We start from the raw sequence: 12,100 nt of genomic DNA on the forward strand, positions 1-12,100 counted from the left end.
CTGAGGGCTTGATGGTCGTCGTACCTCCCCCGGTTGTGGGACACGTAATTCCGCCATCCGTCTTTAAAATAGAAAAACTCCTTCGCCGCTTCCGAAAGAAACTGCAATTTCTCGTTCCTCTCAATGCCGCGCGGAAGCTTCTTTCGCTGCTCAACTATTTTAGATTCGATCTGGTCAATAATGTTATGCCATTGCTGAAGATCGAAACTTAAGCCGAGTTCAGACGCTAATGAAGACAATCCGTGCTCTAGTACCCTCATGCAGTGAAAAACGGAGGCGGTGTTATGCCCCATCGCGTAACAATCTGTTGCGCTCATTGCATCGACCGAGATCGCTGGGAAAGCGGCGATTGCAACTTCCAGTCAGTCTCGTGTGAGCCTAATTTTTGACCTTTGAACTTTGGGTATTGGTAATAAAGATACTCTTTTAATTCATTGTCGATGGCATTTCTTAACGCAACGGACCGACTTTTGAGATCAGACCACTTCTGTCCATGGCCCTCAGTCCACCACCGCAAACTAGAAATCGCATGATTAATATGGACGCAGTTTAAGTCACCAAATAGAGTTTCAGCCATTTGAGTTAAAGATTTAACTTCAGATATTGCTTTCGAAAGAGTTTGCGAGTGCTTTGGCGCCGCAAGCAGTTCGAAGTTTCTGTACCCGCCATTATCTTCTATGAAGCGCTGGTTGTGGTCACCTAGATTTATCAAAACGTGCAGCTCTGTCTGAATAACGCGAAGTGCATTGATCCGAAAATTTTCGACCATATCCAAAAGGCTCCAAAGCCGCCTGGAATCGCCCCCCATGGCGCGGTCATACGGCGCCTCCGCTAACTAGCAGCCGCCCATGGGTATATGAAGTATATTATTGCCAAAGCTTTTACGCCTCTTTTCCACCGCCAAATCGGCTTGCTATGGTGAAACGTCATGACGAACGACATGCCACCCGGCGCCATGACCGCGCCATCCACCGCCCGCAACCGCGACCCGATCCTTGCGGTGTTGAAACCCCGTTTGCCCAATCGCGGCTTCGTGCTGGAGATCGCCGCCGGCGCCGGCGAGCATGCCGTCTACAACGCCGCCGCCTTGCCCGGCCTGCAATGGCAACCCACCGATCCCTCGCCCGAGGCGCTTGCCAGCATCGAAGCCTGGCGGGCCCAGGTCGCTTTGCCGAACCTGCTGCCGCCGCTGCCGCTCGACGCGGCCTCGCCCGACAAATGGCCGGTGGCGCGGGCGGATGCGATCGTCAACATCAACATGATCCATATCTCGCCCTGGTCAGCGACCCAGGGGCTGATGGCCGGGGCCGGCCGCCTGCTGCCGGCCGGCGGCGTTCTGTTCCTCTATGGCCCCTATATCGAGCCGGGCGTCGAGACCGCGCCCTCCAACCTCGCTTTCGACGCGAGCTTGAAGGCGCGCAATCCGACCTGGGGGCTGCGCCGCCTGGACGAGGTGGCGGACCTTGCCGCCCAGCATCGCCTTGAATTGGCTGAAACGGTCCCGATGCCGGCCAACAATCTCTCGGTCATCTTCCGCAAGGCGCCGCGCTGAAGCACCGCCCAGGCGCCACGGGATGGCGCTCAAGCGGCGGCGGCAGGAGGCGAAAATTTTGCCCACGGCCAGTCCGGCAAGGCTCACGGCCGCCGCCGCATTGCCCCGCGCGAGAAAGACCGCGTGGCGCCGGCACTGGACGGTGTAATTGGCCCAATGCGCCTTATAATCCACGTGAAGATAGCGCATGTCGAAATCGCGGCCGTTTTCGCAGGCCCATTGGGCGACATAGGTCAGCAGCAGGATTCCCGGCGAATACGGGTGGAACGCCCGATCGTACGTGGTGATGAAGAATTCGAGGGATTTTGGCCCGACCAGATTGAAGCTGGCGGCAATCGGCCTCCCCCCGACCTTGACGAAGCTGACCAGCGGAACCGTGTCTAAATCCGTGCGGCGGGCCATGGCGATGCAGAAATCCCGCATCTCGGGCCTCATCAGATACGCGGTCCTGAAGCCTCGCGCTTCGGCCCAGTCTTTTTTGTTCGCAAACAGCCATGTCAGGACCGTTTCGGCCTCGTCGGCCCGCCGGCACCAGCCAAACTCGATATCTTGCTGCTCCCTGAGGAGCTTCCGCAACCGGTTGTTATGCTGCCGGCGAACCGAATGCGCCCTGGTCGCGATGAAATCCTGCCAGCTTGCAAAACCGGCGAAATGGATCGTGTAGCGCGGCATGCCCTCGCCCCCGGAGGCGGAACGAATGCGCCGCGGCGCGTGGCGGACGATCCAGGGCTGGGGCACGCTTTCGATCAGAAGCTGCAATGCCGAACCGTCATCGACCCAGGCGAGCTCGAACAGATCGGCGTCGATCCGGGTGAGAGCCCGCACCGCTTCGCGCAGCACCTCATCCGCGGCCAGGGCGCGCAGCAGCGGTCCGCCATATTTCTCGCCGCTATCGGACCTCAAATCCCGCGCCACGCGAACAAGCCCGTTCCGGCGAACGGAGATCGGCCATAACAGAACGAGGCCGCGATCATCATATATTTTGATGACATAAAGCTTTGCCTGTTTCGCCAACGCCGCCGCGGCCGCCAGCTCACAATATTCGTACGTCAGGCTTTGCGAATGGGTGGGCGAGTCATTCGCCAATTGCGTCCATTCACATCGTAAGCGTGAAAATGCGCGCAGATCCAACACGCCAGCAAGTTCGTGTCGCACAGCCTCCCCCATTCGAGCCCCTCACGGCCGAATGCCGGCGCCGGCTCATTTTTGTCACTATATAGAAACAAATATAGTTTTGTTTTTATTGCGTTCCGATGTTTATAAAAAAATTTATATAAAAGACGCCGCCCGGCCTGGCGAACGCCCGGCCGATCCGTCCCCGCTCCGCGGGAAATGCGCGCAGCCTTTCTGGCGAGCTTCGGCGCTCAGCTGCCGCCATTACGGAAGCCGGCGCTATCGGCCTCCATTTGGCACGCATAGGAGCCGCTGCCTTTCCCATATTTGGCGGCGCCGGGCAGGAGATAGATGAGCTTCGATCCCGTCAGCCAGACGATCGTGTCTCCGGGGCAATGATCGGCCGCCGCGGCGGCCGATCGGAACCGGTGCGACGAGCCCAACCCGGTCGTCGCGCCCTGCCGTTCACTCTGGGCCGACGGGCTCACGCTCTGCGCCGACGTTTGTGCCGACGCCATGATGGGGATGAAGGGCATGGCCGTGACCAGCACGGCCAGAATCGAGGGGAATTTCATATTGCCTACCTCGTCGCTATGTTTTCAAGACCGTTTCACGCGGCGCTCCACCGCGCCTTGACGCCGATCAAACCGGCGGGAATCCAGGCCTTTGTTCTTGCGCCGGGGCCCCATGATCGGCCCCGCGTCGAGAAAGACGCCTCAATGAGGGCGAACCCGCGCGGTCTTTGCCAGCTCCTCTTCGGTGACACTCGCGAAGCTGTCAGCGTCATAAATATGGATTTCCGTCACGCCTTGCGAGTGCAGCTCGCGCACAATGGTGAGGGCCTCACCCGCCTCGCGTTTCGCGAGCCATGATTTCGCATTTTTCCGCTTCCCAACCTCAATTAGAAATTTCATGGCAAGGGCCCTTTGCGTTATCGCTTTTGCGCCCATGTAAACCATTCCCCCCATGCAAAAACAATCGTTTTTTCAAAAGGGACCGTGGTCGCGACGAAAGAAGACGCTGCAATGGACTGAAGCCATTATCGTTTTGTCCGCGCGCGAGCGGCGTGCCGGTTGCCTCACCGCCGCTCTTCTTCGTGTCCCCTAGCCATCTAACGCGCGGGCCGCCGCACCCACAACATGTCCCAAACTTCATCCGGATCATTTTATAAGGAGATATCTCGTGTCACGCATTGTCCGTTTCCATAAAACCGGCGGGCCGGAAGTGCTCGAAATCGAAAATCTCGATCTCGGCGCGCCCGGTCCGGGCGACGTGCAAATCCGCGTTCATGCGCTCGGGCTCAACCGGGCCGAATCCATGTTCCGGTCCGGCGCCTATCTGGAAACCGCTACCTTCCCCTCCCAGATCGGCTATGAAGCGGCCGGGGAAATCGAAGCGATCGGGCCCGGCGTCAAAGGCCTGTCGGTCGGCGACGCGGTCAGCACGATCCCGGCTTTTTCGATGTCCCGCTACGGCGTGTATGGCGATACCGCCATCGTCCCGGCGAATGTCGTCGCCAAACATCCCAGCCATTTGTCCTGGTCGGAAGCCGCCGCCATCTGGATGCAATATCTCACCGCGTACGGTGCCCTGGTCGATCTGACGACCATCAACGCCGGCGACGCCGTGATCATTCCCGCCGCGTCGAGCAGCGTCGGCCTGGCCGCCATTCAGATCGTCAATCTCCTCGGGGGCATTTCCATCGCCGCCACCCGGACCAGCGCCAAGCGCGCGGACCTGCTGAAGGCCGGCGCCCAGCATGTGATCGTGACCTCCGAGCAGGACCTCGCCCAGGAAGTCATGACCATCACCGCCGGGCGCGGCGCGAAAGTCAGCTTCGACCCCGTGGCGGGCCCGGGCCTGAACGATCTTGCCGCCGCCGCGGCGGACGAGGGCATCATCTTCATCTATGGCGCCCTCTCGCCGGAGCCGACTCCCTACCCGCTGTTCCCGGCGCTCGCCAAGAATCTCACCGTGCGCGCCTATACGCTGTGGTCCGTCACCCGCCGGCCGGATCTCATGGAGAAGGCCACGAAATTCATCGTCGACCATCTCGCCTCAGGCGCACTCAAGCCGGTAATCGCCAAGACATTTCCACTCGAGCAGATCGTCGAAGCGCATCGGTATCTCGAATCGAATCAGCAATTCGGAAAGATCATCGTGACCGTGCGATAGTCAGCGAAGAAAAAGGCTACTTTTTGTGAACAAAAAGTAGCAAAAAAACTTTATTATGCTGGGTCATGGGCTTCGTCGCGGACACAGCCCCAGGCCCGGCATAATAAAAGTTTTTGCACCGCTTTTTTCAAAAAGCGGCCTCTTGCTCATTATCGTTTGCGACGGACCATGACGGCTTGTCATGCCCGCGCAGCCCTGCTCTGGATTTGGCGCGCTCAAGCGGCGCGGGCCATGCGCGCCGGAACCTCCCTCAAATTTTTCTTTCTTTTCCGCCGCGCCCGGTCGATTGTCCCTGGCAGGACCCGCCTTTTCATGAGCGCAGACCACGCGCCTCCGCCCCGTCGCGCGGCGTCCAGCTGTGACTGCCTTCTCAACCCCCAAGGAGTTCACAATGGCGAAGATCCTCGTCCTCTATTATTCAGCCTATGGTCACATCGAAACCATGGCGAACGCCGTCGCCGAAGGCGCCCGCGGCGAAGGTGCCCAGGTGGATATCAAGCGGGTGCCGGAACTGGTGCCGGAAGAGGTGGCCCGCGCCAGCCATTTCAAGCTCAATCAGCCCGCGCCGGTCGCCAATCCCGCCAACCTTGTCGATTACGATGCCATCATCGTCGGCACGGGCACGCGATACGGACGCATGACCTCACAAATGGCGAATTTCTGGGATCAGACCGGGGGACTTTGGGCGCAAGGCAAGCTGATCGGCAAAGTGGGCGCTGCCTTCACCTCCACCGGCAGCCAGCATGGCGGTCAGGAAATGACCTTGTTCAGCATCATCACCAATCTGCTGCATCAGGGCATGATCATTGTCGGTCTGCCCTACTCTTTCCTGGGTCAATTGAGACTCGATGAGGTTACTGGCGGCTCGCCTTATGGCGCGACGACCATCGCGGCGCCTGATGCGTCGCGCCAGGTAAGCGCCAACGAACTGGACGGTGCCCGCTTCCTGGGCCGGCACGTGGCCGCGATCACGGCCAAACTGGTGGCCTAGAGCGCGATGACTTTAAGTCGAACCATTTCATGGTTCGACTTAAAGTCAGAATCCTCTAGCTTATATCTAGAGACGGATTCAGATTTTAGAGCGGATCGCTACGCGATTCGATCTAAAATCATCCGGCTCTAGGATCGGACCGAAGGCCGCGCGCCGTCAACTCGCATTGGGGCCGCGCATCAGCTTCAGCGCGGCCTCGATCTGCCGCCAGGTTTTCGCCTGCCCGTCCTCGCCCTTCTGTTCGAACCGGCAGGCCTTTTGCGCCGCTTCGGCCACCGCCTTGGCGCCACGCGCTTCCCATAATTGCCGCGCATAATCGTGGATTTCAGCTTCTCTCATGACAACGCACTCCTCTCTCTGTCCTGTGTGAGGGCCCTTCCCCCCGCATTGCCGCTTCGACGGCCTGAGGCGAAGTTCATCAACCTCCCGCGCTTGCTTGTAACCAATATAGGTAACGATCTCGTCGTCGGTGAAGACGTCGCTCTTTAAGAGAAATTCATGAGCCTGGCATAGAGGCCGGAAGGAAGCGGCGGCTTTTTGAAAAAAGCGGCGCAAAAACTTTTGTTACGCTGGGCCTGAGACTGTGTCGACGACATCGCCCATGGCCCCGCATAACAAAGTTTTTTTGCTACTTTTTGTTCACAAAAAGTAGCCTCCCCTTCCTCCCCCCGCAAAGTGCATGAAATTCCTTGCAAAAAGCACCGGACGATCCCTTTATCCTTCTGGCGGAATATTTGCGCCTCTCAACCTCCGCGGGCCGCCCGAGACGTCATTTTCCCATGCTACGCTGCTGATCGACAGGAGACATTTTATGCGTGTGCTCTGCGTCCATCCTGGCCCCCTGATGTACACAAAAGTCTTCCTGCGCCTCGAACCGCTCGGGCTGGAACTGGTCGCCGCATCCGCCCTCGCCCACGGCCATGACATCGAGCTGATCGATCTCCAGGTCGAAGACCATGCCGCCTATTTTCGCCGGCTGCGCGGCTGGCGGCCGGAAATCGTCGCCTTTTCCTGCAACTATCTCGCGAACATCCCCGAGATCGTCGATCTTGCGAAAGAGACCAAACGGCGCTGGCCCGGCCTTCCCGTGGTGGTCGGCGGCCACAGCGCCTCCTTCGTGGCGGAGGCGATCCTCGGCCATAGCGAGGGCGCCATCGATTGCGTGCTGCGCGGCGAAGGCGAAGCGGTGATGCCGCTGCTGCTCGACGCCATCGCGGCAGGCCGGCCCCTGCAAACCTTGCCCGGCGCCGTCACGCCACAAGGCGCCGGGCCGAAGCCGGTGTTCGTGGAAGACCTCAACGCGCTCCGCCCGGCGCGGCATCTGCTGCGCCATCGGCGCCGTTATTTCATCGGCCCGCTCGATCCCTGCGCCTCGATCGAATTTTCGCGCGGCTGCCCCTGGGATTGCACATTCTGCAGCGCCTGGACCTTCTACGGCCGCAGCTATCGGCTGATCGACCCCGCCAACGTGGTGGAAGACCTCGCCGCGATCCGTGAGCCCAACGCCTTCATCGTCGACGACGTCGCCTTCATCCGCGCCGAGCATGGCATGGCGATCGGTGAGGCCATCGCCCGCCGCGGCATCCGCAAAAACTATTACCTGGAAACACGCGGCGACGTTTTGCTGCGCAACAAGGAGGTCTTCCAGTTCTGGAAGACGCTCGGCCTGCGCTACATGTTCCTCGGGCTGGAAGCGATCGACGAAGAGGGGCTGCAGCGCTACCGCAAGCGCGTGCCGCTGGGGCGTAATTTCGAGGCCTTGGAATTCGCCCGCTCGCTCGGCATCAACGTCGCGATCAACCTGATCGCCGATCCCGACTGGGATGAAACGCGCTTCGCCACCGTCCGCCAATGGTGCATGGATGTGCCGGAAATCGTCAATATCAGCGTCAACACGCCCTATCCCGGCACCGAGACCTGGATGACCGAGCAGCGCCAGCTCACCTCGCGCGATTATCGTCTGCTCGACATCCAACATTGCGTTTTACCAACAAAACTGCCGCTGGAGGCTTTCTATCGGGAGCTCATCGAGACCCAGCGCGTGCTGTATATGAAGCATCTGGGCTGGCGCACGCTGTGGGACACGGCCGGCATCGTAGGAAACCAGCTGATTCGCGGGCAGACGAATTTTCTGAAAAGCCTGTTCCGTTTCAACAATGTTTACGACCCGGCCAAACTGCTCGCCGACCACGCAATGCAAGTGCGCTACGAAGTGCCGCTGCCTTCGCCGGTCCCCGATGCGAAGCCCGAAAGCATTTATGTGCACGCTGCCCGCAGCCGGGGCGACCGCGCGCTCGATGGCAGCACCGAACAATTCGTGGTCGAAACCGGCGCACGGGCGTTCGAGGAAAAGAGCTAGAGCGCGATGACTTTAAGTCGAACCATTTCATGGTTCGACTTAAAGTCTGAATCGCCCTCTAGCTTATATCTAGAGGCGGATTCAGATTTTAGAGCGGATCGCTACGCGATTCGATCTAAGGTCAGGGGATCGGGCCACGGCTGAGAGGTTTGTGGCCGCTGTTATCTCCGTAAGTCAGCATCATGGGCTGATCGAATCGTTCAGGACCATGAACGACGCGGATTAAGAAGACCGTTCGGCTGTCAAACCCTCAAGAGACATGCAACAGCCGGATCAAAAGCAGACTGATGCCACCCAGCACCAGCAACGAGGCGGTCACGGCGGAGGACACGCGCACCCCCGCGCGCGCCACGGTGCGAACATCGACGCCAAGCCCAAGCGCCGCCATCGAAATCGTTGTCAACACAGCAGCGACATGGTTGACCGGGTGCAGCAGCATCACCGGAATCAGCCCGGCCGAGCGGGCGCCGGCCAGCAGCAGGAAGCCAACGATGAACCAGGGCACCAGATGATGGATTTTTGGCATGCCGGGCTTCGGCCGATCACCGGCGGTAAGATGCGCCGCATCGTCCATCTCTTCACGCAGCTTCGGTGCCAGCATCGCCAGGGTGAACACCACCGGACCCAGCATCAGCACGCGTACCAGCTTCACCACCGTACCGACCTGGTTGGCAAGCGCGCCGATCGGCAGAGTTGCGGCCAGCACCTGCGGCACCGCATAGACGGTTAGCCCCGCCAGCACGCCATATTGCGTGAGGGACAGCAGCAATATCGGCACCAACAGCGGCAGCAGCAACACGACGATGACGCCGAGCACTGCAGTAAAAGCGATCGAGGCGGCAATATCATCCGCGGCCGCACCGATCACCGGCGCCACGGCGACAATTGCAGAATTGCCGCAGATGGAATTGCCGCAGGCCACCAGCAGCGCCAGACGCGGAGACAGACGCAAGAACCGGCAGATCATGTAGCTGGCGGTGATCGACAGCGCGACGACGGCAACGATGCCGAGCAGCAGTTTGGGGCTCAGCGCCATCACCGTGCGAGCGCTGACCGCAACCCCCAGCAGCATCACCGCGACCTCGAGCAGGAATTTTGCCGCCAGCGTGATGCCGGGCCTGTACGCCGTCCCCGGCGCCCAGAGCGTACGTACGACGAGGCCCAGCAGAATGGCGAGCACCAGCGCTTCAAGATAGGCTTGGCCGATTACCCTGACCTCGACCGCCTGCAACACAGTGGCGGCGAGGGTGATGGCTACGCAGAGCAGCAAACCGGGAAAATATTTTTTTACAAATCGCATAAGCGACGATGTATCTTTTTCTATCCAAAAGACTACTCGATAATAATTGTCGAAATAACCATATTTGTGAATTATTTATCTATGTTGGAGGTTAAATGAATCCCAACAAATAAAGCCCAGGATTAGCGCGGCGGCGCCGCTTCCTACCTTTTCACAGCGCGGGAGACGAAAATATATCCGAGGCCCGTGGTAAGGAAATTGATGCCGAGGAGCAGGCCCAACGCGATGAGCGAAATGCCGGGCCAGCCGCACGCGATGATGATCGCCAAGGCGATGCTGGCAAGGCCTGAGAGCAGCATGCCTCCCCAGCCGGCCGCCGGACGCATTTCCATGGCGAACATGAGTTCCGCAGCACCTTGAAATATGAACATGACGCCCAGGACCAAAGTGAGGGCCACGGCGCCGGCCAGCGGGTTGAACAGCAAAAACACGCCGGCAACGGTGGACAGCAGGCCGAACAGGCTGGCCGCGAAAAACGGCCCGGTCCCATGGATCGAGAAAGCGCTGATGAACGTCGCCACGCCGGCGATGAGCAGCACCCAACCGACAAGAAGGGTGGCCGCCAAGGTGCTGAAGATCGGGAAGGCGATGGCGGCAATCCCGAGCAGCGCCATGATGAGACCGAACCAGAACAGCCTGGACGACGCCTCCCGCACCCGGTCGTGAAAGAAATTGCCACTCTGGAGGGATGTGATCATTCGCTGCTCCTGCAGTTGCACGCTGATGGGCCGTCAGGTCACAGGCAAGGCGATGGTCTGATATTGTTCTAGAGCGATGGTTGCTGAACAGGCAAGAAAAGAGAAGGGCTTCTTTTTGTGAACAAAAAGAAGCAAAAAAACTTTGTTTACTTTGGGCCCGTGCCGTTCCAACGCCTCAGGCCCAGCGCAACCAAAAGTTTTTGCGCCGCTTTTTTCAAAAAGCGGCCACTTTTCTTGTTCATGACTTCCACCTAAAGGCGACGATGCGGCCCTCCCCGGCGATATAGAGATGCCGGTTCGCCGCGATCGGCGTGGCGAAACGTCGCACGCCAGGAATGGCGGCGCTGGTGAACAGCGGCGCGCCGGTATCGCCGCGGAACGCATGCAGGCGCTCATCCCCCTCCGCCCCATCGACCCAGATGATCGGGTCCGCATGCCCATCGGTCGTGGTGACGATCGGCGCGCCCCGCCCGCGCAATGCGGCGCACCATAAGGGCCTGATCGCATGGGCGGAGAGGGCGAGCGCCGCCAGGCCGCCCGAGAACGCGCCATCCGGGCAGAGCGCGTTGCGCGCCTGGAACACCAAAATCTCGGTGGCTGCCGCGCCGGGAAACGCGGCAGGGCCTGTGATGATCACGGAATTGGCGACATGGAGCGAGGCGATCTGGCCGTTGAAACCGCCAAGATTGTCCCGGTCGAGCAGATAGGCGTCGCCGTCCTTGCCCAGGGCCAGCAGGCGTCGGGCCCCGCCGGGCAGATCGAACGGCAGCGGTGCCACCCCGCTAATGTCCAGATCCTCGTCATCCAGCGCCTTCCAGTTGCCGGGCGCGAAGAACGCACGCGGATCGGGGTTGCGCGCGAGATCGGGGGCGAGACGGAACACCCCCTCGCCGTCCGCCCAATCCGCGCCGGCATCGGTATTGCCGGTGGTGAAAAACAACGCCCCGTCGGCTGCGCTGATGCCGCCCGGCGCCCAGATGCCGCCTTTGCTGCCGCGCGTGGCCCAGGCGGCGAGGAAATGTGGTGGATCGGTCGCCAGGCCGAGCACAATGCCATGATAATCGCCGCAATCGCCGAACTGGCCGCCATAAGGGATGAACAGGCGCTGCCCCAGCAACATCAACGCCCCGCGCTGGTTCTGCAACGCCGGGTCGAAATTCCCGCGCAGGGCCTGTTGCACGTTCACCGGCCAGCCGGGCATGATTTTGCCATCGGACAGACCCAGCCCGAAGACGAGATGCTGCGGCGCCCCGTCCTGCTCGACCATGGCATCCAGATAGACCACGCCCCGCGCCGCATCGATGACCGGCGTGCCGGTGATGCCGAGCGGGTCGATATCGCCGCAAGGGAGCTGCGCCAGGGGCACCGGCCGGCCCAGCTGCGTGCGCCAGACCGTGCGGCCGGTATCGGCATCCAGCGCGTCCACCTCGTCGGCCTCGGTCGCGACGATCAGCATTCCATGGGCCGCGCCGGGCGGGCGCCAATAAAGCGGCTGCGCGTACACGGCGCCCTTCACCGCGCCCTGAAAATTGGCGTCGACATGCAGGGTGGACGCCGCGCCCCAGGACAGGCCCGGCGCGATGAACGCTCCGTCCCGCGCCGGACCGTTGTGGTAGGAGGTGACGCTGCCGGCGCTCAGGGCCGGGAAGAGGCCGGCCAGAAGGAATGCCGGCAACAGACCGGACCGAAGATGCATCGCACGCTCCTGTCTGCCGCAACCGACCTCACGCCGGATCGGACAGCCTCTTCAACCGTTCAAGCGATCAGGTTCCGGACGGCAAAAGCCGGAATATTCGGCAGACGTTTTCTTGTGGACATAATACAGCGCAAGTTTGAAAATGAAACAAAACGAGGGGGTCAACATGAAGCTCCGGGCAAGCCTGGCAAAACCGAACGCGAGGAAAATGATCGT

13 protein-coding genes and 1 pseudogene are annotated in these 12,100 nt (G+C 60.5%); 5 read left to right on the forward strand and 9 right to left on the reverse strand.

Annotated elements, in window-relative coordinates:
- Nucleotides 1-317, reverse strand: a 317-nt coding sequence (locus VNC39_RS00005) for a hypothetical protein (protein WP_325394911.1), incomplete at its 3' end; no start/stop codon positions are given.
- Complete coding sequence (locus VNC39_RS00010) at nucleotides 314-775, reverse strand: hypothetical protein (RefSeq protein WP_325394913.1); 462 nt, start codon at nucleotides 773-775, stop codon at nucleotides 314-316. The genes VNC39_RS00005 and VNC39_RS00010, both read right to left, overlap by 4 nt.
- Before the next feature lie 153 nt (nucleotides 776-928).
- Here VNC39_RS00010 and VNC39_RS00015 point away from each other — a divergent pair, with 153 nt between their 5' ends.
- On the forward strand, nucleotides 929-1,552 hold the full coding sequence (locus VNC39_RS00015; protein ID WP_325394915.1) for a DUF938 domain-containing protein: 624 nt from the start codon (nucleotides 929-931) through the stop codon (nucleotides 1,550-1,552).
- Nucleotides 1,553-1,750: 198 nt separating this feature from the next.
- On the opposite strand, the pseudogene VNC39_RS00020 reads toward VNC39_RS00015, so the two are convergent.
- The 3 genes and pseudogenes from VNC39_RS00020 to VNC39_RS00030 all read right to left on the reverse strand — a co-directional run.
- Nucleotides 1,751-2,719, reverse strand: a pseudogene (locus VNC39_RS00020) (GNAT family N-acetyltransferase); the annotation flags it as partial.
- 197 nt (nucleotides 2,720-2,916) lie between these two features.
- Nucleotides 2,917-3,240 (reverse strand): hypothetical protein, encoded by a 324-nt coding sequence (locus VNC39_RS00025; protein ID WP_325394917.1) that lies wholly within the window; start codon nucleotides 3,238-3,240, stop codon nucleotides 2,917-2,919.
- Between the two features lie 141 nt (nucleotides 3,241-3,381).
- Entirely contained in the window at nucleotides 3,382-3,579 is a 198-nt protein-coding gene (locus tag VNC39_RS00030; RefSeq protein WP_325394919.1) for a hypothetical protein, read from the reverse strand.
- A gap of 268 nt (nucleotides 3,580-3,847) precedes the next feature.
- On the opposite strand from VNC39_RS00030, the gene VNC39_RS00035 reads away from it, so the two are divergent.
- Both VNC39_RS00035 and wrbA read left to right on the forward strand, forming a co-directional pair.
- Nucleotides 3,848-4,840, forward strand: a complete 993-nt coding sequence (locus VNC39_RS00035) for a zinc-dependent alcohol dehydrogenase family protein (protein WP_325394921.1) — start codon at nucleotides 3,848-3,850, stop codon at nucleotides 4,838-4,840.
- Between the two features lie 391 nt (nucleotides 4,841-5,231).
- A complete protein-coding gene (gene wrbA, locus VNC39_RS00040) occupies nucleotides 5,232-5,831 on the forward strand; it encodes an NAD(P)H:quinone oxidoreductase (RefSeq protein WP_325394923.1) in 600 nt (199 codons plus the stop codon).
- Between the two features lie 156 nt (nucleotides 5,832-5,987).
- Here wrbA and VNC39_RS00045 read toward each other — a convergent pair whose 3' ends face one another.
- On the reverse strand, nucleotides 5,988-6,170 hold the full coding sequence (locus VNC39_RS00045) for a hypothetical protein (RefSeq protein ID WP_325394924.1): 183 nt from the start codon (nucleotides 6,168-6,170) through the stop codon (nucleotides 5,988-5,990).
- A gap of 472 nt (nucleotides 6,171-6,642) precedes the next feature.
- Here VNC39_RS00045 and hpnR point away from each other — a divergent pair, with 472 nt between their 5' ends.
- On the forward strand, nucleotides 6,643-8,190 hold the full coding sequence (gene hpnR, locus VNC39_RS00050; protein ID WP_325394926.1) for a hopanoid C-3 methylase HpnR: 1,548 nt from the start codon (nucleotides 6,643-6,645) through the stop codon (nucleotides 8,188-8,190).
- A gap of 250 nt (nucleotides 8,191-8,440) precedes the next feature.
- Here hpnR and VNC39_RS00055 read toward each other — a convergent pair whose 3' ends face one another.
- The 3 genes from VNC39_RS00055 to VNC39_RS00065 all read right to left on the reverse strand — a co-directional run bounded on the left by VNC39_RS00055 (nucleotide 8,441) and on the right by VNC39_RS00065 (nucleotide 11,884).
- Nucleotides 8,441-9,490, reverse strand: coding sequence for a YeiH family protein (locus VNC39_RS00055; protein WP_325394927.1), 1,050 nt, complete (start codon nucleotides 9,488-9,490; stop codon nucleotides 8,441-8,443).
- Between the two features lie 143 nt (nucleotides 9,491-9,633).
- On the reverse strand, nucleotides 9,634-10,188 hold the full coding sequence (locus VNC39_RS00060) for an HdeD family acid-resistance protein (protein WP_325394929.1): 555 nt from the start codon (nucleotides 10,186-10,188) through the stop codon (nucleotides 9,634-9,636).
- Between the two features lie 238 nt (nucleotides 10,189-10,426).
- Nucleotides 10,427-11,884 (reverse strand): PQQ-binding-like beta-propeller repeat protein, encoded by a 1,458-nt coding sequence (locus VNC39_RS00065; RefSeq protein ID WP_325394931.1) that lies wholly within the window; start codon nucleotides 11,882-11,884, stop codon nucleotides 10,427-10,429.
- Between VNC39_RS00065 and VNC39_RS00070 the strand changes: the two genes are divergently transcribed.
- Nucleotides 11,879-12,100: hypothetical protein (locus VNC39_RS00070; RefSeq protein ID WP_325394934.1), on the forward strand; the 222-nt coding region annotated here is incomplete at its 3' end. The genes VNC39_RS00065 and VNC39_RS00070 overlap by 6 nt on opposite strands.

Origin of the sequence: Acidocella sp. (assembly GCF_035535915.1) — a bacterium.
Lineage (GTDB): Bacteria > Pseudomonadota > Alphaproteobacteria > Acetobacterales > Acetobacteraceae > Acidocella.

What these genes read in the sequence shown, in the direction of transcription:
- VNC39_RS00065 (WP_325394931.1), bottom strand. Translation starts at nt 11,884, where the DNA reads ATGCATCTTCGGTCCGGTCTGTTGCCGGCATTCCTTCTGGCCGGCCTC.
- VNC39_RS00025 (WP_325394917.1), bottom strand. Translation starts at nt 3,240, where the DNA reads ATGAAATTCCCCTCGATTCTGGCCGTGCTGGTCACGGCCATGCCCTTC.
- hpnR (WP_325394926.1), top strand. Translation starts at nt 6,643, where the DNA reads ATGCGTGTGCTCTGCGTCCATCCTGGCCCCCTGATGTACACAAAAGTC.
- VNC39_RS00045 (WP_325394924.1), bottom strand. Translation starts at nt 6,170, where the DNA reads ATGAGAGAAGCTGAAATCCACGATTATGCGCGGCAATTATGGGAAGCG.
- wrbA (WP_325394923.1), top strand. Translation starts at nt 5,232, where the DNA reads ATGGCGAAGATCCTCGTCCTCTATTATTCAGCCTATGGTCACATCGAA.
- VNC39_RS00060 (WP_325394929.1), bottom strand. Translation starts at nt 10,188, where the DNA reads ATGATCACATCCCTCCAGAGTGGCAATTTCTTTCACGACCGGGTGCGG.
- VNC39_RS00015 (WP_325394915.1), top strand. Translation starts at nt 929, where the DNA reads ATGACGAACGACATGCCACCCGGCGCCATGACCGCGCCATCCACCGCC.
- VNC39_RS00055 (WP_325394927.1), bottom strand. Translation starts at nt 9,490, where the DNA reads ATGCGATTTGTAAAAAAATATTTTCCCGGTTTGCTGCTCTGCGTAGCC.
- VNC39_RS00030 (WP_325394919.1), bottom strand. Translation starts at nt 3,579, where the DNA reads ATGAAATTTCTAATTGAGGTTGGGAAGCGGAAAAATGCGAAATCATGG.